The 26,860-nt window shown below is 62.4% G+C and carries 27 protein-coding genes; 15 read left to right on the top strand and 12 right to left on the bottom strand.

Translation table 11 applies throughout. The features are described from left to right. The first annotated feature begins 99 nt into the window (after positions 1–99). On the top strand, positions 100–1,629 hold the full coding sequence (locus tag BV82_RS12755; RefSeq protein ID WP_036995854.1) for a catalase: 1,530 nt from the start codon (positions 100–102) through the stop codon (positions 1,627–1,629). Here the strand turns inward: BV82_RS12755 and BV82_RS12750 are convergent. After that, positions 1,598–2,629, bottom strand: coding sequence for an AraC family transcriptional regulator (locus BV82_RS12750; protein WP_010221979.1), 1,032 nt, complete (start codon positions 2,627–2,629; stop codon positions 1,598–1,600). The two genes, BV82_RS12755 and BV82_RS12750, sit on opposite strands and share 32 nt — an antisense overlap. 170 nt (positions 2,630–2,799) lie before the next feature. Between BV82_RS12750 and BV82_RS12745 the strand changes: the two genes are divergently transcribed. From BV82_RS12745 to BV82_RS12735, 3 genes are read left to right on the top strand one after another with little or no spacing between them, the layout of a single operon-like run. Further along, positions 2,800–3,984, top strand: coding sequence for an acetyl-CoA C-acyltransferase family protein (locus BV82_RS12745; RefSeq protein ID WP_036995856.1), 1,185 nt, complete (start codon positions 2,800–2,802; stop codon positions 3,982–3,984). A gap of 14 nt (positions 3,985–3,998) precedes the next feature. After that, the gene (locus BV82_RS12740) at positions 3,999–4,847 is read left to right on the top strand and encodes a 3-hydroxybutyryl-CoA dehydrogenase (RefSeq protein WP_010221977.1); all 849 of its coding nucleotides are present in this window, start codon (positions 3,999–4,001) and stop codon (positions 4,845–4,847) included. A gap of 11 nt (positions 4,848–4,858) precedes the next feature. Further along, positions 4,859–5,452 (top strand): TetR/AcrR family transcriptional regulator, encoded by a 594-nt coding sequence (locus BV82_RS12735; protein WP_010221976.1) that lies wholly within the window; start codon positions 4,859–4,861, stop codon positions 5,450–5,452. A gap of 1 nt (position 5,453) precedes the next feature. On the opposite strand, the gene BV82_RS12730 is transcribed toward BV82_RS12735, so the two are convergent. The 6 genes from BV82_RS12730 to BV82_RS12705 all read right to left on the bottom strand — a co-directional run bounded on the left by BV82_RS12730 (position 5,454) and on the right by BV82_RS12705 (position 12,307). After that, entirely contained in the window at positions 5,454–5,702 is a 249-nt protein-coding gene (locus tag BV82_RS12730; RefSeq protein WP_145997603.1) for a PAAR domain-containing protein, read from the bottom strand. A gap of 81 nt (positions 5,703–5,783) precedes the next feature. After that, positions 5,784–6,161 carry a response regulator gene (locus tag BV82_RS12725; protein ID WP_036995858.1) on the bottom strand — a complete coding sequence of 126 codons (378 nt, stop codon included), beginning with the start codon at positions 6,159–6,161 and terminating at the stop codon, positions 5,784–5,786. Positions 6,162–6,214: 53 nt separating this feature from the next. Then, the gene (locus BV82_RS12720; RefSeq protein ID WP_010221974.1) at positions 6,215–7,441 is read right to left on the bottom strand and encodes a hybrid sensor histidine kinase/response regulator; all 1,227 of its coding nucleotides are present in this window, start codon (positions 7,439–7,441) and stop codon (positions 6,215–6,217) included. Next, positions 7,435–8,010: a chemotaxis protein CheB gene (locus tag BV82_RS12715; protein ID WP_036995859.1), complete on the bottom strand. Its 576-nt coding sequence runs from the start codon at positions 8,008–8,010 to the stop codon at positions 7,435–7,437. Before BV82_RS12715 ends, BV82_RS12720 begins: the two co-directional genes overlap by 7 nt. Beyond that, entirely contained in the window at positions 8,007–8,828 is an 822-nt protein-coding gene (locus BV82_RS12710; RefSeq protein WP_010221972.1) for a CheR family methyltransferase, read from the bottom strand. Before BV82_RS12710 ends, BV82_RS12715 begins: the two co-directional genes overlap by 4 nt. Then, entirely contained in the window at positions 8,825–12,307 is a 3,483-nt protein-coding gene (locus BV82_RS12705; RefSeq protein WP_036995860.1) for a response regulator, read from the bottom strand. The genes BV82_RS12710 and BV82_RS12705 overlap by 4 nt, the downstream gene beginning before the upstream one ends. A 296-nt stretch (positions 12,308–12,603) precedes the next feature. Between BV82_RS12705 and BV82_RS12700 the strand changes: the two genes are divergently transcribed. Further along, on the top strand, positions 12,604–12,975 hold the full coding sequence (locus BV82_RS12700) for a response regulator (protein WP_010221970.1): 372 nt from the start codon (positions 12,604–12,606) through the stop codon (positions 12,973–12,975). A 52-nt stretch (positions 12,976–13,027) separates the two neighbouring features. After that, positions 13,028–14,347 (top strand): glycosyltransferase, encoded by a 1,320-nt coding sequence (locus tag BV82_RS12695; RefSeq protein WP_036995861.1) that lies wholly within the window; start codon positions 13,028–13,030, stop codon positions 14,345–14,347. Here BV82_RS12695 and cobF read toward each other — a convergent pair. Continuing rightward, positions 14,313–15,062, bottom strand: a complete 750-nt coding sequence (cobF, locus tag BV82_RS12690; protein ID WP_010221968.1) for a precorrin-6A synthase (deacetylating) — start codon at positions 15,060–15,062, stop codon at positions 14,313–14,315. The genes BV82_RS12695 and cobF overlap by 35 nt on opposite strands. Before the next feature lie 72 nt (positions 15,063–15,134). Continuing rightward, positions 15,135–16,424, bottom strand: a complete 1,290-nt coding sequence (locus BV82_RS12685; protein WP_010221967.1) for an OprD family porin — start codon at positions 16,422–16,424, stop codon at positions 15,135–15,137. A gap of 365 nt (positions 16,425–16,789) precedes the next feature. Here BV82_RS12685 and BV82_RS12680 point away from each other — a divergent pair, with 365 nt between their 5' ends. Further along, the gene (locus BV82_RS12680) at positions 16,790–17,149 is read left to right on the top strand and encodes a histone-like nucleoid-structuring protein, MvaT/MvaU family (RefSeq protein ID WP_036995862.1); all 360 of its coding nucleotides are present in this window, start codon (positions 16,790–16,792) and stop codon (positions 17,147–17,149) included. A 216-nt stretch (positions 17,150–17,365) separates the two neighbouring features. Further along, positions 17,366–17,887, top strand: a complete 522-nt coding sequence (gloA, locus tag BV82_RS12675; protein ID WP_010221965.1) for a lactoylglutathione lyase — start codon at positions 17,366–17,368, stop codon at positions 17,885–17,887. A 143-nt stretch (positions 17,888–18,030) separates the two neighbouring features. Here gloA and BV82_RS12670 read toward each other — a convergent pair whose 3' ends face one another. Next, positions 18,031–19,443: a purine-cytosine permease family protein gene (locus BV82_RS12670; RefSeq protein WP_036995863.1), complete on the bottom strand. Its 1,413-nt coding sequence runs from the start codon at positions 19,441–19,443 to the stop codon at positions 18,031–18,033. Between the two features lie 324 nt (positions 19,444–19,767). On the opposite strand from BV82_RS12670, the gene BV82_RS12665 reads away from it, so the two are divergent. From BV82_RS12665 to BV82_RS12655, 3 genes are all read left to right on the top strand, one after another. Then, positions 19,768–20,253, top strand: a complete 486-nt coding sequence (locus tag BV82_RS12665) for a flavin reductase family protein (RefSeq protein ID WP_036995864.1) — start codon at positions 19,768–19,770, stop codon at positions 20,251–20,253. Between the two features lie 94 nt (positions 20,254–20,347). Then, positions 20,348–21,391 (top strand): LLM class flavin-dependent oxidoreductase, encoded by a 1,044-nt coding sequence (locus BV82_RS12660; RefSeq protein ID WP_010221962.1) that lies wholly within the window; start codon positions 20,348–20,350, stop codon positions 21,389–21,391. A 105-nt stretch (positions 21,392–21,496) separates the two neighbouring features. After that, the gene (locus tag BV82_RS12655) at positions 21,497–21,745 is read left to right on the top strand and encodes a hypothetical protein (protein ID WP_010221961.1); all 249 of its coding nucleotides are present in this window, start codon (positions 21,497–21,499) and stop codon (positions 21,743–21,745) included. 16 nt (positions 21,746–21,761) lie between these two features. On the opposite strand, the gene BV82_RS12650 is transcribed toward BV82_RS12655, so the two are convergent. Continuing rightward, positions 21,762–21,977 carry a DUF3079 domain-containing protein gene (locus BV82_RS12650; RefSeq protein ID WP_010221960.1) on the bottom strand — a complete coding sequence of 72 codons (216 nt, stop codon included), beginning with the start codon at positions 21,975–21,977 and terminating at the stop codon, positions 21,762–21,764. 174 nt (positions 21,978–22,151) lie between these two features. Between BV82_RS12650 and BV82_RS12645 the strand changes: the two genes are divergently transcribed. Genes BV82_RS12645 through BV82_RS12630 form a run of 4 tightly spaced genes read left to right on the top strand, consistent with a single transcriptional unit; the run spans position 22,152 to position 25,244 of the window. Then, positions 22,152–22,682, top strand: coding sequence for an iron transporter (locus tag BV82_RS12645; RefSeq protein WP_010221959.1), 531 nt, complete (start codon positions 22,152–22,154; stop codon positions 22,680–22,682). Then, the gene (locus BV82_RS12640; RefSeq protein ID WP_036995865.1) at positions 22,683–23,003 is read left to right on the top strand and encodes a cupredoxin domain-containing protein; all 321 of its coding nucleotides are present in this window, start codon (positions 22,683–22,685) and stop codon (positions 23,001–23,003) included. Positions 23,004–23,022: 19 nt separating this feature from the next. Then, positions 23,023–23,877 (top strand): FTR1 family iron permease, encoded by an 855-nt coding sequence (locus BV82_RS12635; protein WP_036995867.1) that lies wholly within the window; start codon positions 23,023–23,025, stop codon positions 23,875–23,877. Further along, positions 23,865–25,244, top strand: coding sequence for a 4Fe-4S binding protein (locus BV82_RS12630; RefSeq protein WP_036995868.1), 1,380 nt, complete (start codon positions 23,865–23,867; stop codon positions 25,242–25,244). Before BV82_RS12635 ends, BV82_RS12630 begins: the two co-directional genes overlap by 13 nt. On the opposite strand, the gene BV82_RS12625 is transcribed toward BV82_RS12630, so the two are convergent. After that, positions 25,241–26,860, bottom strand: coding sequence for a methyl-accepting chemotaxis protein (locus BV82_RS12625; RefSeq protein ID WP_036995869.1), 1,620 nt, complete (start codon positions 26,858–26,860; stop codon positions 25,241–25,243). The genes BV82_RS12630 and BV82_RS12625 overlap by 4 nt on opposite strands.

The raw sequence follows: 26,860 nt of genomic DNA, 5'->3' as shown, positions 1-26,860 counted from the left end.
TCCGGAGAAGTCTGACGCCGCGTAATGAAAACCCATCTGGGTACACTGTCCCGTCGTTTCTATCATCGGCTGCTCCCCTTCCATGACAGGACAGTCATCATGAGCACCCGCAGTTTTTCAGGCTACACATTGGGCATACTCGCCTCAGCCGTGCTGATTGCCAGCAGCGCCCTCGCCGCTCCGCTGACCCGCGACAATGGCGCCCCGGTTGGCGACAACCAGAACTCGCAGACTGCCGGCGGCACTGGCCCCGCCCTCCTGCAGGATGTGCAGTTGATCCAGAAGCTTCAGCGCTTCGACCGCGAGCGCATACCTGAGCGTGTCGTTCATGCCCGCGGTACCGGTGCCCATGGCGAGTTCATCGCCTCCAGCGACATTTCTGAGCTGACCCGGGCCAAGGTGTTCACCCCTGGCGAGCGTACCCCGGTATTCGTGCGTTTCTCTTCGGTAGTACACGGCCTGCATTCACCGGAAACCCTGCGCGACCCGCGCGGCTTCGCCACGCGGTTCTACACCGCCGATGGCAACTGGGACCTGGTCGGCAACAACTTCCCGACCTTCTTCATCCGCGATGCGATCAAGTTCCCCGACATGGTCCACGCCTTCAAGCCCGACCCACGCACCAATCTGGGCAACGACGCGCGGCGCTTCGACCTGCTCTCGCACATGCCCGAAGCCACCCGCACCCTGACCCTGCTGTATTCCAACGAAGGCACGCCACTGAGCTATCGACACATGGACGGCAACAGCGTGCATGCCTACAAGTTCGTCAACAGGGACGGTGAAACCACCTACGTGAAGTTCCGCTGGAAAACCTTGCAAGGCCAGAAGAACCTCACCCCTGGCGAGGTGGCCAAGATTCAGGGGCATGATTTCAGCCACATGACCAGCGACTTGGTCAATGCCATCAACCGCGGCGACCATCCGAAGTGGGAGCTGTACATCCAGACCCTCAAACCCGAGCAACTGGCGGGTTTTGACTTCGACCCCCTGGACCCGACCAAGATCTGGCCAGGGGTACCTGAACGAAAAGTCGGGCAGATGGTGCTCAACCGCAACGTCAGCAACTTCTTCCAGGAAACCGAACAGGTGGCGCTCGCGCCTTCCAACCTGATTCCGGGCATCGAGCCCTCGGAGGATCGCCTGCTGCAGGGCCGGCTGTTCTCTTATGCCGACACCCAGATGTACCGGGTTGGCGCCAATGCTGGCGGCCTGCCGATCAACCAGCCCAGGGTCAAGGTCAACAACGCCAACCAGGATGGCGCCCTGAATGCCTCACGCACGGTTGGCGGGGTCAACTACGAACCCAGCCGCCTGATGCCGCGCCCCTCGACCGAGTCGGCGCGCTACAGCCGGCTACCCTTGAGCGGCAGCACCCAACAACAGGGCATCGAGCGCCAGCAGAACTTCAAGCAAGCCGGTGAACTGTTCCGTTCTTACGACAAGAAAGACCGCCGCGACCTGATCAACAGCTTCGGCCAGTCATTGGCCAGCAGCGATGACGACAGCAAGCACATCATGCTGTCGTACCTGTACAAGGCCGATCCTGAATATGGCAAGGGCGTGGCCAAGGTAGCCGGTGGCGACCTGGTCAGGGTCAAGCAACTGGCGGCGCGGCTGCAGGACTGAGCATGCGCTGACGATAGCTGCCGGGGCTTTCGCCAGTCCACTTCTTGAACGCCCGGTGAAACGCACTGGGCTCCTGGAAGCCCGTGTGCTCGGCGACTTCGGCAATACTCAGGTGCGGCTGGCGCAGGCATTCAAAAGCCATGGCCCGACGCACCTCGTCCTTGATCTGCTGGTACGAGCGGCCTTCACGCTCCAGTTGGCGGCGAAAGCTGCTGGGGCTCAAACCCTGGCGCTCGGCCATGGCCAGCAGGGTCGGCCACTGGCCGTACTGGCGGGCACGCAGGTAGCGATACACCTGGGCCACCTGGCCATTCTGGTTGCGGTAGCGGATTACCAACCATTGCGGGGCGCTGCGCAGGAAGGTCTTCAATGCCGTCAGGTCCTGGACCACCGGCAAGCGCAGGTATTCAGCAGCAAATTCGATCTCGGTGTGGCCACTGCCCAGTTGCACGTTGGCGCCCCAGAGTAACGGATCATCCTCCTGGGCCGGGCGCCTGTCGGTCAGCGCCGTGCGGTCAATCACGATTCGCCGCCCCGCCAGCCAGCACAGCAGGCTGATCACCAGCGCGAGGAAGGTTTCTTCGGCATACACCCGTGTCAGCGGGTCGTCGATGGCGGTGCGCAGGCTGATCACCGCGCGTGCGCCCCTGACCGTCAATTGCCCGCGAATATCGCGCAAGAACAGCGCAAAGTTGTTCAGGCACTGGCGCAGGGCCTTTTCCAAGGTTGGCTCCTGGATCAGGCCGCGGCAGATCAGGGCAAAACTGCCCTGCGGCATGCCATGGCTGTCGAGGTTGAAAAACTCATCGTTCAGGGCCTCGATCAGTAACAACCACAAGCGCGCAAAGGTCGGCGCCGGCACACGCGCGGCGGGCGCTTGCAGCACTGCCGGATCGATACCGGCTTCGACCAGCAGCGCGACGGCCCGCTCAGGCTGGGCGCGCAGGGCATGGAGCATGGTATGGACGAAGTAAACGGCGACTGTATCGTTTTCCCGCATGGCGGTTTCCGCAAGGGTGTGGCAAAAAATACCAGTGTCACTGGACAGTTATGGCATAGGCCCGCCCGCAGGCTTTGCCTAGACTCAAAGCCAACCTGAAGGTGGCCGTGGGCAGCATTCTGGCAGACGCCAGCCCCGCCACGCCACGCTTTCGCACACTGGAGTCGATCATGAATACCCCGGACATCTACGTAGTCAGCGCCGTACGCTCGGCCATCGGCAGCTTCGGCGGCGCCCTCAAGGACCTGCCCCTGGCGGATCTGGCCAGCAGCGTGACCCGCGCCGCCATCGAGCGCGCCGGTGTGGCACCCGAACAGATCGGCCATGTGGTCATGGGCAACGTCATTCCGACCGAGGCGCGCGACGCTTACCTGGCCCGGGTCGCGGCGATGAACGCCGGTATTCCCAAGGAAACCCCGGCCTTCAATGTCAACCGTCTGTGCGGCTCGGGCCTGCAGGCCATCGTTTCAGCCGCGCAAAGCCTGCTGCTGGGCGATGCCGAAGCGGTTGTCGCCGCTGGCGCCGAATCCATGAGCCGCGGCCCTTACCTGCTGCCGCAAGCCCGCTGGGGTGCGCGCATGGGTGATCTGCAGGGCGTCGACTATATGCTCGGCATCCTCCACGACCCGTTCGCCGGCTTTCATATGGGCATCACCGCCGAGAACGTTGCCGAGCGCAATGGCATCACCCGCCAGATGCAGGATGAACTGGCCCTGACCAGCCAGCGCCGCGCCGCCCGCGCCATCGCCGAAGGCCGCTTCGCCAGCCAGATCGTGCCGATCGAGATTCCCAGCCGCAAAGGCCCGGTACGCTTCGAGGTCGACGAGCATGTACGCGGCGAAGTAACCGCCGAGCAGCTCGCTGGCATGAAGGCCGTGTTCAAGAAAGACGGTACCGTCACCGCTGGCAACGCCAGTGGCCTGAACGACGGTGCTGGGGCACTGGTGCTGGCTACCGGTGACTTCGTCAAACGCCATAACTTGCAGCCTTTGGCGCGCCTGGTAGCCTACGCCCACGCTGGCGTCGAGCCCGAACTGATGGGCCTGGGCCCGGTACCGGCAACCCGCAAGGTGCTGGACAAGGCCGGCCTCAGCGTCGCCGACCTCGATGTGATCGAGTCCAACGAAGCCTTCGCCGCACAGGCCTGTGCAGTCGCCGGTGAACTGGGCTTCGACCCGGAAAAGGTCAACCCCAACGGTTCGGGCATTTCCCTGGGGCACCCGGTCGGCGCCACGGGCGCTATCATCGCCACCAAGGCCATCCATGAACTGCAGCGCATTCAGGGCCGCTACGCGCTGGCAACCATGTGCATCGGTGGCGGCCAGGGCATCGCCATCGTCTTCGAACGCGTTTGAGCAAGGAGTTTAAGTTGAGTATTGAAAATATTGCCGTGATCGGCGCCGGCACCATGGGCAACGGTATTGCCCAGGTCTGTGCGCTGGCCGGTTACCAGGTCACCCTGATCGATGTGACCGACGCGGCCCTGGAGCGCGGCGTCGCCACCTTGCGCAAGAACCTCGAGCGCCAGGTCAGCAAGCAGACCCTCACCGCTGAAGACGCCGAAGCGGCGCTGGTGCGGATTCGCACCAGCACCGACTACGGGCAGCTGCAGCAGGCCGGGCTGGTCATTGAGGCCGCCACTGAAAACCTCGAGCTCAAGCTGCGCATCCTTAAGCAGATCGCCGCCAGCGTCAGCGACCAGTGCGTGATTGCCACCAACACCTCGTCGCTGTCGATCACCCAACTGGGCGCGGCGGTCGGCCTGCCTGAGCGCTTTATTGGCGTGCACTTCTTCAACCCGGTGCCGATGATGGCCCTGGTCGAGATCATTCGCGGCCTGCAAACCAGTGATGCCACCTACGCCAAGGCTCTGGCCCTGACCGAGAAAGTCGGCAAGACGCCGATCAGTGCCGGCAACCGCCCGGGCTTTGTGGTCAATCGCATCCTGGTGCCGATGATCAACGAAGCGATCTTCGTCCTCCAGGAAGGCCTGGCCAGCGCCGAAGACATCGACACCGGCATGCGCCTGGGCTGCAACCAGCCGATCGGCCCGCTGGCCCTGGCCGACCTGATCGGCCTGGACACCCTGCTGGCGATCATCGAAGCCTTCCACGAAGGCTACAACGACAGCAAATACCGCCCTGCTCCGCTGCTCAAGGAAATGGTTGCCGCCGGCTACCTGGGGCGCAAGAGCGGTCGCGGTTTCTTCACCTACTAGGGAGCCCTGCCATGGACGCCGCTTTGCGCTGTGCGAACTTTGAAGAGCGGCGTGACAAGGCCCTGGAGTTGTTCGCCGAGAAGGGGTTCGGCCAGGTCAGCATGCGTGAACTGGCCGCGCACCTGGGGCTGACGGCAGGCTCCTTGTACCACCACTTTCCGAGCAAACAGCACTTGCTGTTCGATCTGATCGAAGAGCTGTTCGAGGAGTTGTTGGCCACGCTCAACCCGGGACGTCGAGCCCAGCAGCAGACCTTGGGCGAGGTGATTGCCGCCCACTGGGGCCTGCATGCCGAGCGGCCGCTGCAGTTTCGTCTGGCCGAGCGTGACCTGTGCTGCCTGAGTGCTGAGCAACAGGTTCACATCGGCCAATTGCGTCAACAGTATGAAAGCGCTCTGCTGCGTCTGTTAGTGCCCAAGGCAACCTTGCGCGGCAAGGCACTTGAAGTCACTGCCCATGTCATCGCCAACTTGCTCAACAGCCTGCCTGGCTGGCTGCAAGCCTCGCAACTGCCCCAGGCCCAGGGCCTGGCGCTGATGGAAAGCATGCTGTTGGGCGGGATCGAGCGGACCTTGCGCGGTGAAAGCCTGAATTCGATGGCATGAGTCACCAGGCGCTGTAGGGAATGCCATGGGCGTCGATGCAGGCTTGGGACTCGGGTTCCAGTGGCAGGTAGCTGTCTCCCGATGGCACGATGCGACCGACAGCGCGGGCAATAGACGGGTCGCCGATTCGTGCAATGGCCCGACCACCTAGCGGATGTTGTGTACAACCACCACGTGCCTCACCACCGGTATTGGTGGCGTCCCCCTGCCGGACGATAAAGCGCAGCGCCTGTTCCCTGTGGCGATTCACAAGGTAGCTATCGGACGCTTTTTGCACGGTGAGGGAAATCAGCCACCTGTGAGGGATAGCGTGGGAAGTGTCACCAGGACACTAGCGCAACAGCTCCTGAATCTGGTCACGCAGGCTGTCCAGGTCAAACGGCTTGGCCAGGATTGGCGCCGTGAAGGCGATCGGGCTGCCTGATTCGCGGATTTCTGCCGGGTAACCGCTGATGAAGATCACCTTCAAGTCCGGCCTCAGTTTGACGGCGGGCTCGGCGATCTGTACCCCGCAGATCCCGCCCGGCAAACGCATGTCAGTGACGATCAGGTCCAGGTGCGGCTTGCGCGCCAGAATATCAAAGGCCTGCTTGCCGTCTTGCGCCACCAGCACGTGATAACCCTCACCCTTGAGGTAGTCCTCGAGAATCATGCGAATCACCGGCTCGTCTTCGACCACCAGTACGACGTCCTGCGCATCTTCACTCATGCCAATGCCTTGCTCTCTAAAATGCTCGATAACATCGCCATACGACCCTGGCCTCAGGCAGAGGTTGCCTGCGACCGGCCATTTTCACGCAATGCCTGCGGCAGCGGCAGACGCACGGTAAAGGTCGCGCCCTCACCCTCGACGCTGTGCACGCCGATGCTGCCGCCATGGGCCAGGACGATCTGCTCGGAAATATACAGGCCAAGGCCCAGCCCCGCGCTGCTCTGGCTGGAGGCGACCCGTTCGAACTGCTGGAAGATCCGCTGCTGGTTGTGCTCACTGATGCCGATGCCATGGTCGCGCACCTCCACACAGGCCATGCCGCCCTGCTCGAAGGTGCGCACCTGCACCGGTTTTTTCGCCCCGTAGCGCAGGGCGTTGGTCAGCAGGTTGGCGACCACCTGCTCGATCCGGAACTCATCCCACATCCCCGCCAGCGTGACACCCGCGTTGAATTCGAGCTGCGACTCGGCGGCCACGGCCTGGGCCTGGAAGTTTTCGATCAAGCCGCCGACCAATTGCCCCAGGTCGAACTGGCCAGGGCGTATGGAGAGCTTGCCGGTGCGGATCCGCGAGACGTCGAGCATGTCTTCAATCAAGCGGATCAGGCTGTTGATCTGCCGCTCGTCACGCTCGACCATGGCGCGCAGCTTGTCCAGGGTGAAGGCATCGGCGTTGCCCTTGGCCAAGTGCAACTTACGCAGCTGGGTTTCCAGGATCAGGCCGTTCAACGGCGTGCGCACTTCATGGGAGACGATCGACATGAAGTCATCGCGCATGCGCACAGCATGTTCGAGCTCGCGGCGGGTGACCTGCAACTGCGCCAGCAGCTGTTCCTGCTCCTCGCGGCTGCGCTGCAGGGCTTCCAGTTGCTGACCAAGGGCCTTGCGCTGGCGGAACAGGTCGACGAACACCGTCACCTTGCTTTTGACCGCCAGGCTGTCCAGGGGCTTGTGCAGAAAATCCACCGCGCCACTTTCATACCCTTTGAAGGCGTAGTTCATCTCGCGCCCGGCGGCGCTGACAAAGACAATGGGAATGTTCTTGGTCTTCTCGGTGCCGCGCATCAGCTCGGCCAGTTCGAAGCCGTTCATTCCGGGCATTTGCACATCAAGGATCGCCAGGGCGAACTCGTGTTCGAGCAACAGCGCCAGGGCCTGGTCGGCAGACTGGGCCTGGTGCACCTCGCGGTCTTCGCCTTTGATCAATGCCTCCAGGGCCAGCAGGTTCTCTGGCAGGTCATCGACGATCAGCAGTTTTGCTTGTATGTGCCTTAGCATTCAGGGGCTTCCAGGCTGGCGAGCAATTGCCCGATGCCATTCAAGGGGAGTATGTAGTCGGGCTGGTGCAACGCCAGCGCCGCACGCGGCATGGTCGACGCTTGCGCCTGTGAGGGGTCCTGCACGACAGTGCGCCCGCCCTGTTGCTTGATCCGTGCCAGGCCGTGGGCACCGTCTTCATTGGCGCCGGTCAGGAGCACCCCGAGCAGGCCCGGGCCGTAGGCGTCGGCCGCCGACTCGAACAACACGTCGATCGACGGCCGGGAAAAATGCACGCGTTCTTCCTGGCTCAACGACAGGCTGTGGTCGCGTTCCACTGACAGGTGATACCCCGGCCCGGCGACGTAGAGGGTGCCGGGAGCGATGTCCTCCTTGTCACGGGCTTCATGCACCGGGCATTTGAGCCTTCGGCCAAGAACCTCGGCCAGGTGGCTATGGCGGTCGTCCGGCAGGTGCAGCACACATAGCATCGGAATGCGAAACGCTGGCGGCAAGGCGTGCAACACCGTGAGCAAGGCAGTGACGCCCCCTGCCGAGGCGCCAAGGGCAATCGCCTGGACCCCGTTCATGATTTGCGGTAGATCCGTTCGGGCTTGACCAGCGCCTCGAACTTGTCGGAATAGGCCGAGAAGTCCAGTGTTTCCTTGCTGCCCAGCACCAGGAAGCCGCGATGACACAGCGACTCGTGGAACAGGCCGAAGGCGCGGTCCTGGAGGGTCTTGTTGAAGTAGATCAGCACGTTGCGGCAGGAGATCAACTGGGTTTCGGAGAACACGCTGTCGGTCGCCAGGCTATGGTCGGCGAAGGTCACGTTGTCGCGCAGGCTGCTGTCGACGATGGCGTTGCCATAGGCCGCGGTGTAGTAGTCGCTGAGCTCGCCCCGCCCGCCTGCCTTGCGGTAGTTTTCGGCATACAGGCGCATGTTCTGCATGCTGTAGATGCCCTGCTTGGCTTTCTCCAGGGAGCTGGGGTTGATGTCGGTGGCATAGATGATGGTGCGTTCCAGCAAGCCCTCCTCACGCAGCAGGATGGCCATCGAATAGACCTCCTCGCCGGTACTGCAGCCGGCGATCCAGATCTTGATCGACGGCCAGGTGCGCAGCAGCGGCACCACTTCCTGGCGTACCGCGAGCAAATGCTCGGGGTCGCGGAACATCTCGCTGACCGGGATGGTCAGGAACTGCAGCAACTGCATGAACATGCTCGGATCGTGCAGCACCCGCTCCTGCAGGGCCGAGACGGTCTTGCAGTCGAACTGACGCAAGGCGTACTGGATCCGGCGCTTGATCGAGGCGCCGGAGTAATCGCGAAAGTCGTAGCTGTACTTGAGGTAGATCGCCTCGATCAACAGCCGGATTTCAATATCGGTGTTGCGTTCAATACTCAAATTCGCTCCAGTTGCGGCAGCCAGACACGGATCAGCGAGAACAGGCGGTCCAGGTCGATGGGCTTGGCCAGGTAGTCGTTGGCCCCGGCTTGCAGGCAACGCTCCTGGTCATCCTTCATCGCCTTGGCGGTGACGGCGATGATCGGCAGCTTGCGCCAGCGCGGGTCCTTGCGGATCAGGCGGGTGGCTTCATAGCCGTCCATCTCCGGCATCATCACATCCATCAGCACCAGGTCGATGTCCTCGTGCAGTTCCAGGCGCTCGATGGCTTCGCGGCCATTGCGCCCGATCTCGACAATCGCCCCCTTGTGCTCCAGGGCGCTGGTCAGGGCAAAGATGTTACGTACGTCGTCATCCACCACCAGCAGCTTGCGCCCTTCGAAGACCTTGTCGCGGCTGCGCGCGGTCTTGAGCATGCGCTGTCGCTCATGGGACAACGTGGATTCGACTTTGTGCAGAAACAGCGTCACTTCATCGAGCAGGCGCTCAGGCGAGCGCGCGCCCTTGATGATGATCGAGCGCGAGTACTTGAGCAGGTCGGCCTCTTCTTCGCGGGTCAGGTTGCGCCCGGTGTAGACGATCACCGGCGGGAACGCGCGGATGTCGTCGTCGGACATGCGCTTGAGCAATTCGTTGCCGAGCATGTCCGGCAGCTTGAGGTCGATGATCATGCAGTCGTAGATATTCTCGCGCAGCAGGTCCAGGGCTTGCTGGGCCATGCCCACGGCGGTGATCTCGATGTCTTCGTCGCCGATCAGGCGGGCGATGCTCTCGCGCTGCAGGTCGTCATCCTCGACCAGCAGGATGTGCTTGAGCTTTTGGGTCAGCTTGGCTTCAAGGCGGGCGAACACCTGCTTGAGTTCTTCACGGGTGGCCGGTTTTACCGCGTAGCCAATGGCGCCCATGTGCAGCGCTGCCTCGACCCGGTCCTCGACCGAGATCACATGCACCGGAATGTGCCGGGTACTGGCCTGCTCCTTGAGCCGCTGCAGCACGGTCAGCCCGGAATGATCCGGCAGGCGCATGTCCAGCAACACCGCGTCGGGGATGAAGCTTGCCGCCAGCTCAAAGCCCTCGTCGGCAGCCTGGGCGACCAGGCAGCTGTAGCCCAGCTCATGGGCCAGGTCGTAGAGGATGCGGGCAAAATTCGGCTCGTCCTCGATCACCAGGATGCAGCGGTTGCTGAACGGCGCCTGGTCGCGGTCGTCGGCAAAACCCGGCGCCTGGCATGGCGCTGGCTCAACTTCAGGCGCGGGGGCGGCGACCACCACGGCTGGCTGATGCACGATCACCGCCGGGCCTTGATCAACAATCGGCTCGTAACGCTCCGGCAGGGTCAAGCTGAACACGCTGCCCTTGCCCAGGCTGCTGTCGACGCTGATCTGGCCGCCAAGCAGCTGCGCCAGGTCCCGTGAAATGGACAAGCCGAGGCCGGTGCCGCCATAGCGGCGGTTGGTGGTGCCGTCGGCCTGGTGGAACGCTTCGAAAATGCTCTGCTGCTGATCGGCGGCAATCCCGATGCCGCTGTCGCGCACCGAGAAAACGATACCCGCGCCGGCCTGCCAGCCAACGCTCAGGCTCACCTCGCCGCGCTCGGTGAACTTCACGGCGTTGGACAGCAGGTTCTTGAGGATCTGCTCCAGGCGCTGGCGGTCGGTGTACAGGGTCGGCGGCACCTGCGGCTCGACCGAGACGGTGAAGCCCAGCTGCTTCTCATTGGCCAGCGGCTCGAACAGCGTGCGCAAGCCTTCGGTCAGTCGCGCCACGTGGGTGGTTTCCGGACGCACTTCAAGCTTGCCGGCCTCGACCTTGGCGATATCGAGGATGTCATTGATCAGGTTGAGCAGGTCATTGCCCGCCGAATAGATCGACTCGGCAAACTTGACCTGCTCGTCGGTCAGATTCTCTTCGGCGTTCTCGGCCAGCAACTTGGCCAGGATCAGTGAACTGTTGAGCGGCGTACGCAGCTCGTGGGACATGTTGGCGAGGAACTCGGACTTGTACTTGCTTGAGCGCTGCAGCTCTTCGGCGCGCTCCTGCAGCTCGACCTGGGCCTCGTTCAGCTCGCCGTTCTTGCGATCCAGGACATCCCGCTGTTCGGCCAGCGCTTCGGTGCGCTCGGCCAGTTGCTCGTTGGTCTGTTCAAGCTCGGCCTGTTGGATTTCCAAGTGGGCCTGGGACTCCTTGAGTACCCGCGACTGTTCTTCAAGCTCCTCGTTGGCCGTTTTCAGCTCTTCCTGCTGGACCTGCAACTCTTCGTTGAGCTGCTGGGTTTCAGCCAGCACCTCTTGCAGGCGCTGGCGGTAGCGCGCGCTTTCGATCGAGGTGCCCAGGTTGCCGGCAACCAGCTCGAGGAACTCCAGCTCGCGCTCATCCAGGCTGCGCAAAAAGCCCAGTTCGACCACGCCATTGACTTGCCCGTCGTTGCGGGTCGGGATCACCAGCACGCTACGCGGCAAACCCTCGCCCAGGCCACTGCTGACCTTGAAATAGTCAGCCGGCAGATCGTCCAGGCGCAGCAGGCGCTCCTGAATCACTGCCTGGGCCAGAATACCTTCCTGGCTGCCGACGACCTGATCCTGCGCAGCCTGTTCGGCTGACAGCCCGTAGCTGGCCATCCGGCGCAACCCACCGTGCTCGTCGCGGACATACAGGGCACCCACGGCGCTGCCCAGGTAACCGGCAAAGAAGCGCAGGATATTGTTGCCGAGCATCGGCAGGGTCAACTGTCCCAGTACCTGGCCGGCCAGCTCGGTCTGCCCGGTACGCAACCAGGCCTGGCGCTCCAGGCGCTGGTTGGCACGTTGCTGCGACTCAAGGCTGCTGGCATAGCGGCTGGACAGCGCCAACAGGTCGCGGCGGCCCAGGTAGGCCAGCAGGGCGCTGAGCAGGATGACAAACACCAGGTACACGGAGATCGACACCAGGGTGGTGGTATTGACCTTGTCGTTGCGTGCCACCCGCAACTGTTGCTCCATGGCAATGAACGCGTCGAATTCCTTGCGGATCTGATCAGTCAGGCGCTTGCCCCGCCCCGAACCGATAGCCTGGCGATAATTGCCGTTGTCACGGCGCAGGCTGATCATCGTGTTGGCGAAGGCGTTCCATTCTTCCTGCAGGCCCAGCACACGTTCCAGGCGATCGACCTGTTGCGGGTTGTCAGCCACCAGTAGCTCCAGGCCTTTGATCCCGACCATCACCTGCGGCTTGGCCACTGCATAGGGGTCCAGGAAGCGCTCTTCGCCGGTGAGCAGGAAGCCGCGCATGCCGGTTTCCATGTCGATCGAGAGCTTGATCGTCTCGTTGGCATTGTTGATCACCCGGTCGGTATGCTCGACCCGTTGGATGGCCGACAACAGGTAACTGATGATGGTCACGAACACCACGGCACTGAGCAGTCCAACCCCCAGGGGCAGGCCGATGTTGCGGGCCAACAGTTTACGGAAGCTACGCTGATCGATTGAGGCTGGTTGAATCATCTCAAGACGCCCGAGCAAAGGAAGCAAACGAAAGAGTGTGGTGGATTTTCGAGTGATCGTTCTGTTTTCCGCTGGAGAGGCCACTCTGCCAGCCTTTCCTACTCCGAGTCTAAACGCCTTTGGCCATTCTGGTAGGGCATTTAGCCAGCATTTGAGCGGTACTTTGCGCAAACGTTCCCTGCTTTCTGATAGACCGCTATGCTGCTCATTCGGGAAGCTTTATCCAGCGTAGAGGGAACCTCAAGGCGTGCCCGGCTTACAGATAATGCACAGACTTTTTGTACAGGAAACCCACCATGGCGCAGACACCCCAGCCCCTGCTCGTCGTCGAAGATGACGCTATCGTGCGCATGCTGACGGTCGAGGTGCTGGTAGAGCTTGGCTATCAGGTGCTCGAAGCTGCCGATGCTCAAGCGGCACTGAAGACATTGAAAGATCTGCAACAACCGTTGGCGTTGCTGATGACCGATGTCGGCCTGCCGGACATGGACGGCAAGGCCTTGGCCGTCGAGGCCCGGAAGTTGCGCCCGGCATTGCCGGTGCTGTTTGCCAGTGGCTATGGCGACAACCTGGAGGTGCCGGCTGGCATGCACCAGATCGCCAAGCCGTTCAGCATTGATCAGTTGCGTGACACAGTGCAGGGCATTCTCCCGGCAGTTCAAGGATAAGTGGAGGTGGAATCTGCTTTAATACGCGCTTTTGCCAAGGTCCCCGATCGCCATGCTTACCCGCGCCCTCAACGTCCTGGTCATTGGCTACGTCTGGCCCGAGCCACGCTCATCAGCTGCCGGCTCGCACATGATGCAGATCCTTGAAAGCTTCGTGCAGCGCGGCTGGCGCATTACCTTCAGCAGCCCCGCAGCCATCGGCGAGCACAAGGCCGACCTGGCCAGCCTGGGCATTGCCGAACAGGCCATCGCCCTCAACGACAGCAGCTTCGACCGCTTTGTCAGCGAACTGGCACCGGACGTGGTGCTATTCGACCGTTTCATGATGGAAGAGCAGTTCGGCTGGCGCGTCGAAAAACACTGCCCCAACGCCCTGCGCGTGCTGGAAACCTCCGACCTGCAAAGCCTGCGCGATGCCCGTCAGCAATTGCTGCGCAGGCGCCTGGTCGAGGGCCTGGACCCGAATGACTTTCGCGCGCTATTCAACACGTCCGGCCCCGACCTCTATCGGCAGATGGCCAGCGCCGACCTGACCTTGCGCGAACTCGCCGCCATCTACCGCAGCGATCTGAGCCTGATGATCTCCGATGTCGAGATCGACCTGCTGCTCAATGGCTTCGGCGTGCCCGAGCACCTGCTGCACTGGTGCCCGTTGATGCTCGATGCGCCCAGCGAGCCGTTCAAACCATTCGCCGAGCGTGCGCATTTCCTCAGCATCGGCAACTTTCGCCATGCACCGAACTGGGATGCCGTGCTGTGGATGAAGAACAGCCTGTGGCCGATGATCCGTCGGCGCCTGCCGCAAGCGCAGTTGCATATCTACGGCGCCTACACTCCGCCCAAGGCCACCGCCCTGCATAAACCGGGCGAAGGCTTTCACATCATGAACTGGGCCGAAGACGCCCTGCAAGTGATGAGCAACGCGCGCATCTGCCTGGCACCGCTGCGCTTTGGCGCCGGGATCAAGGGCAAGCTTACCGATGCCATGCAATGCGGCACGCCCAGCGTCACCACCCCCATCGGCGCCGAAGCCATGCATGGCGCCCTGCCCTGGCCTGGGGCGATCGCCGACACCGCCGAAGGCCTGACCGAAGCCGCGGCAACGCTGTACAGCGATGAAACGCGCTGGAACCAGGCTCAGCAGGACGCGCGCCGCTTGCTCAGCGCACGCTACGACCGACGCCAGCACGCCAGCGCCCTGGTCGAACGGATCGAATACGCCCTGGCCGACCTCGACCAGCACCGGCTGTTCAACTTCACCGGCGCCATGCTCCGTCACCACCAGCACAAGAGCACCCAGTACATGGCCCAGTGGATCGAGGCCAAGAACCGCCTGGCTACAGCGGCCGACGCAGCAGATAAGTGTCCATGATCCAGCCCTTGCGCGCCCGCGCCTGTTCTCGGGCGGCGAGGATCTGCGCCTTGACCGCAAGCAACGGCCCGGCAATCAGGATCTGGTCGGCGGTGCCCAGGTAAGCGCCCCAGTAGATGTGCAACTGCGGGTCATCCAGCGCCGCAAAGGCACACTGGCCATCGAGCATGACCACCAGGTTGTCGATGCGTGGCTGTTCAGCCAGGCGCCGCCCGGGCAGCACGGTCAGGGGTTCACCAATACGGTTCAAGGGGATGCGGTGAGCGGCGGCCAGGGCCTGGACGCTGCTGATGCCGGGGATCACTTCAAGGCTCAGCGGCAAGCCTGCGGCCTGTACCAACTCAAGAATGCGCAGGGTGCTGTCATACAGCGTCGGCTCGCCCCAGAGCAGGAAAGCGCCGCATTCGCCGTCAGCCAGTTCGTTGTCGATCAGGTTGGCATACAGCGCTGCACGCTGCTGGTGCCACGCCTGCACCGCGCCGACATAGTCGCTGGCCGCGCCATCGCGCAGCGGGTCGTCGACCTGCACCAGGCGGTACCCGGGCCGATCGACAAAACGCTCAAGGATGTTTTTGCGCAGTTGCAGCAACTCATCCTTGACCGCGCCCTTGTCGAGCACGAAGAACACCTGGGCACGGTTGAGCCCGTCGATGGCTTCAAGGGTGATCTGGCGCGGATTGCCCGGCCCGATCCCAATCAACAGCAGTTGTTTCATCGCACGTCGTTTCCATGGCCCGGCCAGCCCCTATAGTCGGCTGGCCGGCGCGCAATGGCAACGTACTGTTGGTTAGAAGATCGAGAAGTTGTAGCTGACGATCACCCGGGTTTCGTCCATGTCACGGGCATACTTCTCGTAGTTGCTGCGGTAGGTCGAGTTACGCAGGCGTACGCTGACATCCTTGAAGGTGCCGCTCTGGATCTGGTACTTGAGCTCGCTGTCGCGTTCCCACTCCTTGCCCTCGGCCAGGCTGCCCGGGACCTTGATATGGTCGCCGTTGATGTAGCGGGTAAAGAAGCTCAGGCCCGGTACACCCATGGCCTTGAAGTCGTAATCGTAGCGCAGCTGCCAGGAACGCTCCTGGGCCGCAGCGAAGTCGTTGACCTGGGCATAGTTGACCAGGTACGGGTTGCTGCCATCCAGGTATGGCATGGCATTCTCGCCGTACATGCGCTGCCAGCCGGCGCTGATCTTGTGCCCGCCCAGGCTATAACCGAGCATGCCGCTGAAGGCGCGGTGATCGATATCGCCGGCACGCGCGCGGCCGATGTCATCGCTCTTGATCAAGCGCAGGTCTGCCGACAGGCTGCCGACACTCAGCGGCTGGCTGGCGACCAGGCCAAAGAAGTGCTGACGGTAGATGTTTTCAAGTTTGGCCACCTGATACTGCGCACTCAGGCGATCGTTGAACTTGTAGTCGACGCCGGCCATGTCGAAATGATCGGCCGTGGTATCGCAGGCGTAGCGTTTGTTCTTGCAGTGAACACGAATGTCCTGGCGGTCGGTAGAGTCCCGGGCGGTGTACTTGTCCAGGCGCGCCACGGTGAACTTCAGGTCCTTGAACTCTTCCGAGGTCAGCATCGCGCCCTGGAACATGGTCGGCAGCAAACGGCCGTCGTTGTACTTGAGCAACGGCATGTCCGGCAACATCGAACCGACCTTGAGCACGGTCTGCGAGTAACGCATCTTGCCGGCCACACCCATCTTCGCGTACTGGTCTACCGAACGACGCGGATCGTGCCCGCTGGACGGCAACAGACCACTGTTACTGTCGGCCGGGCTGGAGTCGAGTTTAAACCCGAGCATACCCAATGCATCAACACCAAATCCTACAGTGCCTTCGGTATAGCCGGACTGTACATTCAGAATAAAGCCCTGGGCCCACTCTTCACGTTTTGATCCGCCCTGATTGGAACTGGTATGACCATCACGGAAGTCACGGTTGAAGTAGACGTTGCGTGCTTCGACTTTGGCGCTGCTGTCTTCTAGAAAACCAGCGGCCTGAGTCGAGACAGCAGCAAACATCGCGAGCAGGCCAACAAGGCTGCGCCCGGGCGCGAGAGGGTATGGGGCAAACATGAGAAGCGAAATCCGAAAGAAAGGCAAAAAACAGCCGGCGCAGATCCCGGCGCCGACAATGCTCCCAGCGCCGACGACAGTCGACGTTGACCGTTCATCATCTCGCAACCGCTCTGGAACGGGCCACTGGACCATGGTCTAAGGCACCAACCCCAGCACCCACTAGTTCTTTACGCGGGGAGGAGGTGTAATTAAGAAAGTTCCATAACCAGCAATATAAAAGTTTAATGTTTACCCGCTGCGCACCGACTACTACACTCTTAATTAGTGCGATGTTGTGCCCAACCCGGTGGCGGCTGCGTTATACAGAATGTTGCTGATCTTCACGCATGCCGGGCCACTGCAGACTTAAAGGAGTGATGACAGTGTCCAGACTTGCAGAGTTCCGCGCAGCCGAAAAGGCCCTTCAGGAACAAATGGCGCAATTGGAGGCGCTGAAAAAGGACGCCGGCCTCAAGCGTGAAATCGAGTTCGAGAAAAAACTTGTCGACCTGATGAAACACTACGACAAGGGCCTGCGCGATATTATTGCCATCCTCGACCCCAAAGCCGCCCATAAAGGCTCGGTCAGCGCGCCCAAACAGCGCCGCGCACGGGTGGTAAAGGTCTATGAAAACCCGCACACCGGCGAGCTGATCGAGACCAAAGGCGGCAACCACCGCGGGCTGAAAGCCTGGAAGGAACAGTACGGTGCCAAGACAGTCGACAGCTGGTTGCGCAAGTAGAAAACACCTTCACACATTTTTCACATCGACTGGATCAGGATGAAGGCTGCTAACGGACTAGCGCCCCATACGCCCGCTTCGGCGGGCTTCTAATTCTTGCGCCCCGCCCCACAAAGTCGGGGCGCAAATCGTTTGCGCAATCGCTTCAGTTCCGTATCATGACGCCCTGACTGTTTTGCTGGCAGCGCTGTTGCCAGCCTCAAATGCGGAGAGCCCATGAGCCTGAACCATCTCGACACCCTCCCCGGTGTCACCGCGCAACCGGATGCCGCGACCCACAACTTCGTTTTCAACCACACCATGCTGCGAGTCAAGGACGTTGCCAAGTCCCTGGACTTCTACACCCGCGTCCTGGGCTTCAGCCTGGTGGAGAAGCGCGACTTCCCGCAAGCCGAGTTCAGCCTGTACTTCCTCGCCCTGGTCGACAAGGCGCAGATTCCGGCGGATGCTGCCAAGCGCACCGAGTGGATGAAGTCGATCCCTGGCATCCTCGAGCTGACCCACAACCACGGTACCGAGAACGATGCCGACTTTGCCTACCACAACGGCAACACCGACCCGCGCGGTTTCGGCCATATCTGCATCTCGGTGCCGGATATCCGTGCAGCGTGCGAGCGTTTCGAGCAACTGGGCGTCGCCTTCCAGAAGCGCCTGAGCGACGGCCGCATGAAGCACCTGGCATTTATCAAGGACCCGGATGATTACTGGGTCGAGATCATTCAGCCGACCGAGTTCTGATCAAGGCCTTTCGATACTAGCTCCCACAGGTCTTGTATCCATCCAGAGAACAGCACCGACCCTGTAGGAGCGGGCCTTGCCCCGCGATCGAGCGCGCAGCGGTCGCAATCCAGGCAACACTTGATGTGCTGGCTGTATTGGCCTCATCGCGGGTCTAGCCCGCTCCTGCATTGGATCTGTACCAGCTGACCCCGCCCCCGGGTCGCCAGGCAGTAATACAACGGGCACGTCACCAGCAGCCCGATCAGCCACGACAAGTCCGCACCCTCCACCAGATTGGCATACGGCCCGACATACAACGACGTATTGGCAAACGGCAGTTGCACCACAATCCCGCAGGCATACGCGATGATCGCATGGGCATTGAAGCGCCCGTAGACTCCACCATCGGCACGAAAGATCGAGGCAATGTCATAGTTGCCGCGCTTGATCAGGTAGAAGTCGATGAGGTTGATCGACGCCCAGGGCACCAGTACCAGCAGTAGTGCCAGGATCAGGCCGATGAACTGGCCGATGAAGTCCGCCGAGGCGCTCAACGCTACCAGGCAGCAACCCAGCAAAATCACACTGGCCAGCACCACTCGCAGTTTGATGCTCGGCGTCCAGCGGCTGGCAAAGGTCTGGATCGAGGTCACGATCGACAGCACCGCGCCATACAGGTTAAGGGCGTTGTGGCTGATGATGTTGAGCAGGAACAACACCATCAGGATCGGCCCCAACCAACCGGTGGCCTGCTCCACCGCCGCCATCGCCTCGGTCCCCTCTGGCACGGCCAGCACAGCAACGACACCAAAGCCGAACGACAGGATGGTGCCCAGGGTCGCGCCAAAATAGGTAGCCCAGAACGGCCGTGCGATGCCCACTTCACGCGGCAGGTAACGTGAATAGTCGGACACGTAAGGGGAAAAGCTGATCTGCCAGATCACCCCCAGCGACAGGGTTGCGACCCAGCCCGACAGGTTGAAACCGCCACGGCTGAAGAAGTCGGCCGGCAGCTCCTGGGCGAAGATCATCAAAAAGCCCGCCAGCAATGCCGAGCCCATCACCCAGGTACCGATGCGGTTGAGGGTATGTATGAAGCGATAGCCGATCACACCGATGGCCGTGGCACTCAGCGCGCCGATGACGATTGCCGCCGGCATCGGCACGCTCGGGGCAATGCCGTGGATCGACTTGCCAGCCAGGACGATGTTGGAAATAAAGAAACCGACATAGATGATGGCGGCAAAGAACACAATCAGCAGCGCGCCATAGCGGCCGAACTGCCCGCGGCTCTGAACCATTTGCGGGATGCCCATCTGCGGCCCCTGGGCCGACGCCAGGGCGATGACGATGCCCCCGAGCAGATGCCCCAGCACGATCGCCAGCATTCCCCAGAAAAAGTCGAGCTGGAACACCTGGACCACCATCGCCCCGGTGACAATCGGCAGCGGCGCGATGTTGGTGCTGAACCACAGGGTGAATAGATCGCGCGCCTTGCCGTGGCGCTCGGTGGGCGGTACGTAATCGACCGTATGGTTTTCGATCAACTGATGTTGCGAAGACGGCTGGGACATGGGCAATAAGCTCGAAAGGTTCTGTTTTTATCTTTGTAGGAAACCGCTTGCGGAGTGTTCGAAACGGCCTCTCAGCTGCGAACCATATTATGGTATTCCATCTTTTCCACAAGACTGATCCGGCTATTTTGCCTGCAACTGATCTGATCTTGACCTCGCCATTTTCCTTTGAAAAACGCTGTAAGCCCCGTGTTTACTGGCCTTTAGCGTAATCCTGGGCCACTCGTCGCGACTTAAAATTCCACTTGCAAATAAGGTATTACGGTATACCATCAGACACATCAAACAAAAACGCGGACCACCGCTGCTTCCGAGGACCACGCCATGATCGACGCAACCGTCTACAAGAACGTCCTGGGCTCCTTCCCGTCCGGCGTCACGGTGATAACCACCCTGGACGACGACGGCCAGGTCGTCGGCCTGACCGCCAGCGCCTTCAGCTCGCTGTCCATGGAGCCGCCGCTGGTGCTGTTCTGCCCCAACTACAGCTCCGACTCCTACCCGGTGCTGATCCGCAACAAGCGCTTCGCCATCCACTTGCTGTCCGGTGCCCAACAGGCCGAAGCCTATGCCTTTGCGCGCAAAGGCAAAGACAAGGCCCAGGGCATCGACTGGACCCTGAGCGCACTGGGCAATCCATTGCTGGCCAACGCCACGGCAATCATCGAATGCGAGCTGTGGCGCGAATATGAAGGCGGCGACCACGCGATCATGGTCGGCGCGGTGAAAAACCTCATCGTCCCCGAGCAAGCCCCCAGCCCGCTGGTGTACTGCCGCGGCAAGATGGCCGAACTGCCAGCCTTCGCCTGAGCCGCACTATTCTTACGACAGGCGCAGGGCGCAGGTCGAGAGTCATGCCGCCTGATCCGACAGGCGACCTACAACAAGATCCGAGGAATGCGTTATGAAATTTTCGTTGTTCGTACACATGGAACGTTGGGATGAACAGGTCAGCCACCGCCAGCTGTTCGAAGACCTCACCGAACTGACCCTGATGGCCGAAGACGGCGGTTTCAGCACCGTATGGATCGGCGAACACCACGCCATGGAATACACCATCTCGCCCAGCCCCATGCCGCTGCTGGCCTACCTGGCGGCGCGCACCAGCACCATTCACCTGGGTGCCGGGACCATCATTGCGCCGTTCTGGCACCCGTTGCGGGTGGCCGGTGAATGCGCCCTGCTTGATGTGATCAGCAACGGGCGCATGGAAGTGGGCCTGGCCCGCGGCGCCTACCAGTTCGAATTCGACCGCATGGCCGCTGGCATGCCGGCGTCCGAAGGCGGCCAGGCCCTGCGGGAGATGGTGCCGGTGGTGCGCGCCTTGTGGCAAGGCGACTACGCCCACGATGGCGAGATCTGGAAATTCCCCACCTCGACCTGCGTGCCCAAGCCGATCCAGCAGCCCATGCCTGCGATGTGGATCGCCGCGCGCGATCCGGACTCGCACAACTTCGCAGTCAAGCACGGCTGCAACGTCATGGTCACGCCATTGATGAAAGGCGATGAAGAAGTCCTGGACCTTACGAACAAGTTCGAGGCAGCCCTGGCCAACAACCCCGAGGTACCGCGCCCGCAATTGATGGTGCTACGCCACACCCACGTGCATGCCGCGGATGACGCCGACGGCTGGAAAGTCGGCGCCCAGGCCATCTCGCGTTTCTACCGGACCTTCGATGCCTGGTTCGGCAACAAGCAGGTACCCAACAACGGCTTCCTGGCACCAAGCCCGGAAGAGAAATTCAAGGAACGTCCGGAGTTCGAACTGGACAACATCCGCAAGAACACCATGATCGGCACCCCGGCAGAAATCATCGCGCGCATCCGCTACTACCAGGAGCTGGGGGTCGACGAGTTCAGCTTCTGGTGCGACAACAGCCTGCCCCATGCCGAAAAGAAAAAGTCCCTGGAACTGTTCATCAACGAAGTGGTGCCGGCGTTCCGCTGACGGTCACGTTCGTCGGCCCGGATCCAGCCGAACGGCTGCTGTGGTATACCCGAAAAAGCGCCCTGACTGGTGCGCTTTGGATACCACAGCAGCGAGGTAAGGACGATGAAGACCCTTCAATGCGTGCATCGCAACCACACCATCACCGCCAGCGTCGAAACCCACCCGGGCATCCCCACGCCCTACAACGCCGGATGCCTGATTACCGATCCCGAGGGCCACACCAGCCGGCGCTTGTCGCTGCCGGTGAAGATGGCCTACCTGGCCGACCTTGATAACGCCCAGCACGCATCACTGGCGCACGGCAAATGGCTGGTCGACCAGCAACTGGATAAGCGTCAACAGCTGTTTTGACTGAACAACAGAGCACCTATGTGGCCCCCTGATCCTGAGCGGGGCCCTGCTGCTCCGGCAACGCCAGCCCGTAATCACCTTGCTCGTTCCAGTCCTCACCGAACACTTCCGCCGGGTGCATGGTGCGGTCGGCGCCGTTACCGCAGGCCAGGGCGTTGGCCGCGCAGTAGCGATCGCACCCCCAGCAGATGCGCTCGGGGTGCTTGGGGCTGATGGGAAAGGGCTTGGCCATGAAATGCCTCAGGCAGGCAATGGGCGAGCCTCCACGCTACTGCGCGGGTCAGGCATTGCCCTTGATGCAGATCAAGGACGCTGACCGATATCCCGTAAAATTGATAATAATCATTATTGTTCGCACAGAAGCTTCCTAGACTCGGGCTCCCATTGCTCAGCCCTGGACGTCATCATGCGTAGCGCCCTTTCGCTCCCTCTTGCCTTGCTCCTGATCGCCCCGCTTGCCCACGCCAAGGAATACCCCATTGGCGAGCCGCAATTGTGCCCGGGCCTTGAGGTCGGTGCGGTGTACCTGCAGCCGATCGAAATGGCCCCGGCCGGGATGATGCGCGCCACCGCCGATTCCGACATCCACCTGGAAGCCGATGTACGGGCCACCGAAAACAATCGCCAGGGCTTTCAGGAAGGCAGTTTCGTGCCCTACCTGAACGTCGCCTTCAGCCTGCAAAAGCAAGGCAGCGACACACCCATCCGCGGCGATTTCCACGCCATGGTCGCCAACGACGGGCCGCACTATGGCGACAACGTCAAGCTCCAGGGCCCGGGCAAGTACCGGCTGACCTTCACCCTGCTGCCACCGGCTGGCCATGGTGCATTGGGCCGCCATACCGACAAGGAAACCGGGGTCGAGCCGTGGTTCGAACGCTGTGAACTGCACTACGAGTTCGTCTATGCCGGGATCGGCAAGAAAGGCGGTTACTGAATGAAAGCCCTGGCCCTGTTGCTCGCCTGTGCGGCCTTGCCGCTGAGCGCCGCGCCGTTGCCGAGCTTCGAGCTGATCCTGCGCGACGGCCACTTCACCCCCGCCCTGCTCGAAGTGCCAGCCGGGCAGCGTTTCAAGATCGTCCTGAAGAACCTCGGCGAAGGCCCGGCGGAATTCGAAAGCACGCCGCTGCGGGTCGAGAAAGTACTGTCGCCCGGGGTGACCAGCTTTGTCGTCATCCACCCGCTGCGCCCCGGCCACTATCCGTTTTTCGACGAGTTCAATCCGCAGTTGCCCGAAGGCGGCATCCTGGCCAAATAACCCGCGTGCAGGAGGCTTCATGAATCAAGCACTGTTCATCGTCTGGCGCGAAAGCGTCGAGGCCTTGCTGGTGATCGGCATTCTCCAGGCCTGGGCCGGCCAGCAACAAGGTGCCCGGCGCCTGTTCAATTTTCTCTGGGTGGGCGTGGCCCTGGGCGTGCTGCTCTCGGGCCTGCTGGCGGTGCTGATCCTGTACGCCGGCGAGACCATGAGCGGCGCCGCCAACGAATGGTTCCAGGCCGGCCTGGCGCTGGTCGCGAGCCTGCTGATGGTGCAGATGGTCGGCTGGATGCATCGCCATGGGCGTACGCTCAAGGGCCAGTTGCAGCGCCAGGCCGACCGGCAACTGACGCGTCAGGGCGGCCTCGGCCTGTTGCTGCTGGCAATGCTTGCGGTCAGCCGCGAAGGCAGCGAAACCGTGGTCTTCCTGTATGGCGCTGGCGCCCGTCTGCAGGGGCCACAACTGGGCCTGTTTGCTATTGGCGGCATTGCCGGGCTGGTGCTCTCGGGCCTGACCATCGCCCTGTTGCAGGGCAGTCGCCGATGGATGTCCTGGCAACGCTTCTTTGCCCTCAGCGAGGGCGTTCTGCTGTTGCTCGCCGCCGCCTTGCTGGTCAGTGCCAGCGAACGCATCAGCGGCCAGTTACTGGCCATGGACCTGCCGGAAATGGCCTATACCCTGGTCGGTGATGCGCTCTGGGACAGCAGCCTGTGGCTCAGCGACAGCCATGGTGTCGGCGGTTTTCTCGCAGGTATAGCCGGCTACCGGGCCAGCCCCAGCGCCCTCACCCTGCTGGTGCTCTGCGGCTACTGGCTGAGTGTCGGCTGCTGGCTGCTGCAACGCAGAACAGGCGCCCAAGCATGTCCGGCCTGAGCCTGGGCAACCGCTGGCTGCAGCGCCTGGGCGATGGCATGCGGCGCAACGCCGGGGTGATTCGTACGCTGCAATGGACGGTAGTGCTGTTCTATGCCCTGCTGCTGGTGCTGCCGGCGCTGCTGCCCTTGCCGGATCGCCAGGCGCGGATGCTGGACAACCTGACGCTGTTCGCCCAGTTCCTGTTCTGGGGTATCTGGTGGCCATTCGTGCTGCTGTCGATCGTGCTGTTCGGCAGGCTTTGGTGCGGCGTGCTCTGCCCGGAAGGCGCGCTCAGCGAATGGGCCAGCCAGTATGGCAAGGGCATGGGCGTACCGCGCTGGGTGCGCTGGGGCGGCTGGCCCACCCTGGCGTTCTGCCTGACCACCCTCTACGGCCAATTGATCAGCGTCTATGACTACGCCCAGGCGGCGCTGCTGATTCTCGGTGGCTCGACCCTGGGGGCGGTGCTGGTCGGTGTGCTGTTCGTGCGCGGCAAGCGCATCTGGTGCCGTTACCTGTGCCCGGTCAGCGGCGTCTTCGCCCTGTTGGCGCGGCTGGCGCCGGTGCACTTTCAGGTCGATGAACAGCGCTGGCAAGCCAACGCCGGGCCACGCCTGCCACCGCCCAACTGCGCCCCGCTGCTGGACATCCGGCGGATGCGCGGCGCCCGTGATTGCCATGCCTGTGGCCGCTGCAGCGGGCAACGCGGCGCGGTGCAGCTGATCGCCCGTTCCAGCAACCAGGAGATACTTGAAGCGGCCACCCACACCCCCTCGCCCTGGGACACCCGCTTGCTGCTGTTCGGGGTGATCGGCCTGGCCATGGGCGCCTTCCAATGGACAGTCAGCCCCTGGTTCATCACCCTCAAGCAATGGCTGGCCAACTGGCTGGTGGAGCATGAGCTGCTCTGGCCGCTACAGGACAACGCGCCCTGGTGGCTGCTGACCCATTACCCGCAACTCAACGACAGTTTCAGCTGGCTCGACGGTTTCAGCATCGTCACGTACCTGTGTGGCAGTGCCCTGCTGCTCGGCGGCGGGCTGCTGATCCTGCTGCGCCTGGCCGCGCGGCTGGCGGGCAATCCTGCCCTGTATTGGCCCCTGAGCCTGTGCCTGACGCCCCTGGGTGGTGCGGGGCTGTTCCTTGGCTTGTCGGCCACCACGGTGAAGTTGCTGCGCTTTGAGGGCTTACTGCTGGAGTGGGTACAGCCGGCCAGGGCCACGTTGTTGATCGCGGCCATGGGCTGGAGCCTGCTGTTGGCGAGCAAGCTGCTGGCCGCGCAACGCATCCGTGGCTGGCGCCGTTGCGGCGCCAGCGCTTGCCTGCTGTTGGCCATCGCCGCAGTGGGCCATGGCTGGTGGTTGCAGTTCTGGGGCTGGAGCTAGACCTTGAAGCGCGCCACGGTCTGGCTCAGGCTGCCGGCCATCTGCGCCAGGTCATGGCCGGCGGTGTCGGTGTGTTGCGCACCGAGCAGCACCTGTTCGGACAGGTTGCGAATGCCCACCAGGTTGCGGTCCACCTCGCGGGCCACCAGGGCCTGCTCTTCGGTGGCGCTGGCGATCATCATGTTGCGCTCGTTGATCTGCGAGATCGACTGGGTGATCGCCTCCAGCGCTTCACCGGCACGCTGCGCCACCTCCAGGGTGCTGTGTACCAACTCGCTGCTGCTGAGCATGGCGGTCACCGCCTGGCCGGTGTCCTGACGAATATTGCCGATCATCTGCTCGATCTCCTGGGTCGAGACCTGGGTGCGATGGGCCAGGGCCCGCACCTCGTCGGCGACCACGGCAAAACCGCGCCCGGCATCGCCGGCGCGGGCCGCTTCGATGGCGGCGTTGAGCGCCAGCAGGTTGGTCTGCTCGGCGATGCTGCGGATCACATCCAGCACCGTGCTGATGTCCTGCACGCGCCCGGCCAGTTGCTGGATGCGCCCGGAGGTATCGTTGACGCCGTCGGCCAGCGCGGTGATCGAGGCGACCGTCTCGCGCACCTGCTCACGGCCACGCTGGGCGGTTTGCTCGGATACTTTCGAGGCCTCGCTGGTGCTCACCGCGTTGCGCGCCACCTCGTCCACTGCGGCGGTCATCTCGTTGACCGCCGCAGCCGCCTGTTCGATTTCCAGGCCCTGCAACTGCAGGCTGCTGCTGGTCTGGCTGCTGACCGCGCTGAGCTCTTCGGAGGAGCTGGCCACCCGCTCCACCGAGGCGGCGATATGCTTGACCATGCTGTTCAGGCTCTGCTGCATGTGGTGCATGTTGAGCATCACGCTGCCGTCGGCGCTGGCGTGGGTCGGCACCTCGATGGTCAGGTCGCCCTGGGCGATCTGGCTGAGCACCCGCGCGGCGGTATCCGGCTCGCCGCCCAGTGGCCGGGTAACGCTGCGGGTCACCAGCAACGCGGCGGCGATCACCGCCAGCAGGCACAGCACGAACAGCCCGAGCATGTTCAGCCGGGCATCGTTGTACAGGGACTGGGCGGCCTGCTCGCGCTCGACGAAGATCTGCCCCTGCAGGGCCATCAGGCTTTCCAGGTTCTTGTAGACCTCATGCTCGGCGGGCACCACCTGCTGCTTGAGCTGGGCCATTGCCGCCTGCGCGTCGCCCTGGCGAATCAGCGTCTGCACCTGGGTGAACGCCGCGACATAGGCTTCGCGGCTGGCTTTCAAGGCGGCATAGGCGGCCTTGCCTTCGGGCAGGTAGAACAACGGTTCGAGCGTCGCCAGGGCCTGGGTGATGCGCTGCTTGGTGGTGTCGATGGCCTGCTGTACTTGCAGGTTGTCCTTGTCCAGCAACAGGTCGCGGGTGTTGCGCGCGTTGTCGCGCACACCGGTGGCGATGACCATGATCGGCTCGATCTTCGGCCAATCCTGTTTGACGATCACTACCGCCTGCTCCTTGAGCGTGGCCAGGTCGTGCAGTGCATAGAAGGCCAGGCCCAGGAGCGCCAGGGGCGCGATGGCAAAGCCGATGAGGATACGTTGTGCTGTGGTCAATCTGGTCAT

The sequence above is a fragment of the Pseudomonas donghuensis genome (assembly GCF_000696345.2).
GTDB lineage: Bacteria > Pseudomonadota > Gammaproteobacteria > Pseudomonadales > Pseudomonadaceae > Aquipseudomonas > Aquipseudomonas donghuensis.
Note: the sequence above shows the minus strand (reverse complement) of the source record. Positions and strands in the feature narration are given on the sequence as shown.

Excerpts from the sequence above, each read along its gene's own strand:
- BV82_RS12755 (WP_036995854.1), top strand. The coding sequence starts at position 100 with ATGAGCACCCGCAGTTTTTCAGGCTACACATTGGGCATACTCGCCTCA.
- BV82_RS12750 (WP_010221979.1), bottom strand. The coding sequence starts at position 2,629 with ATGCGGGAAAACGATACAGTCGCCGTTTACTTCGTCCATACCATGCTC.
- BV82_RS12745 (WP_036995856.1), top strand. The coding sequence starts at position 2,800 with ATGAATACCCCGGACATCTACGTAGTCAGCGCCGTACGCTCGGCCATC.
- BV82_RS12735 (WP_010221976.1), top strand. The coding sequence starts at position 4,859 with ATGGACGCCGCTTTGCGCTGTGCGAACTTTGAAGAGCGGCGTGACAAG.
- BV82_RS12725 (WP_036995858.1), bottom strand. The coding sequence starts at position 6,161 with ATGAGTGAAGATGCGCAGGACGTCGTACTGGTGGTCGAAGACGAGCCG.
- BV82_RS12720 (WP_010221974.1), bottom strand. The coding sequence starts at position 7,441 with ATGCTAAGGCACATACAAGCAAAACTGCTGATCGTCGATGACCTGCCA.
- BV82_RS12715 (WP_036995859.1), bottom strand. The coding sequence starts at position 8,010 with ATGAACGGGGTCCAGGCGATTGCCCTTGGCGCCTCGGCAGGGGGCGTC.
- BV82_RS12705 (WP_036995860.1), bottom strand. The coding sequence starts at position 12,307 with ATGATTCAACCAGCCTCAATCGATCAGCGTAGCTTCCGTAAACTGTTG.
- BV82_RS12700 (WP_010221970.1), top strand. The coding sequence starts at position 12,604 with ATGGCGCAGACACCCCAGCCCCTGCTCGTCGTCGAAGATGACGCTATC.
- BV82_RS12695 (WP_036995861.1), top strand. The coding sequence starts at position 13,028 with ATGCTTACCCGCGCCCTCAACGTCCTGGTCATTGGCTACGTCTGGCCC.
- cobF (WP_010221968.1), bottom strand. The coding sequence starts at position 15,062 with ATGAAACAACTGCTGTTGATTGGGATCGGGCCGGGCAATCCGCGCCAG.
- BV82_RS12685 (WP_010221967.1), bottom strand. The coding sequence starts at position 16,424 with ATGTTTGCCCCATACCCTCTCGCGCCCGGGCGCAGCCTTGTTGGCCTG.
- gloA (WP_010221965.1), top strand. The coding sequence starts at position 17,366 with ATGAGCCTGAACCATCTCGACACCCTCCCCGGTGTCACCGCGCAACCG.
- BV82_RS12670 (WP_036995863.1), bottom strand. The coding sequence starts at position 19,443 with ATGTCCCAGCCGTCTTCGCAACATCAGTTGATCGAAAACCATACGGTC.
- BV82_RS12665 (WP_036995864.1), top strand. The coding sequence starts at position 19,768 with ATGATCGACGCAACCGTCTACAAGAACGTCCTGGGCTCCTTCCCGTCC.
- BV82_RS12660 (WP_010221962.1), top strand. The coding sequence starts at position 20,348 with ATGAAATTTTCGTTGTTCGTACACATGGAACGTTGGGATGAACAGGTC.
- BV82_RS12655 (WP_010221961.1), top strand. The coding sequence starts at position 21,497 with ATGAAGACCCTTCAATGCGTGCATCGCAACCACACCATCACCGCCAGC.
- BV82_RS12650 (WP_010221960.1), bottom strand. The coding sequence starts at position 21,977 with ATGGCCAAGCCCTTTCCCATCAGCCCCAAGCACCCCGAGCGCATCTGC.
- BV82_RS12645 (WP_010221959.1), top strand. The coding sequence starts at position 22,152 with ATGCGTAGCGCCCTTTCGCTCCCTCTTGCCTTGCTCCTGATCGCCCCG.
- BV82_RS12640 (WP_036995865.1), top strand. The coding sequence starts at position 22,683 with ATGAAAGCCCTGGCCCTGTTGCTCGCCTGTGCGGCCTTGCCGCTGAGC.
- BV82_RS12635 (WP_036995867.1), top strand. The coding sequence starts at position 23,023 with ATGAATCAAGCACTGTTCATCGTCTGGCGCGAAAGCGTCGAGGCCTTG.
- BV82_RS12630 (WP_036995868.1), top strand. The coding sequence starts at position 23,865 with ATGTCCGGCCTGAGCCTGGGCAACCGCTGGCTGCAGCGCCTGGGCGAT.
- BV82_RS12625 (WP_036995869.1), bottom strand. The coding sequence starts at position 26,860 with ATGACCAGATTGACCACAGCACAACGTATCCTCATCGGCTTTGCCATC.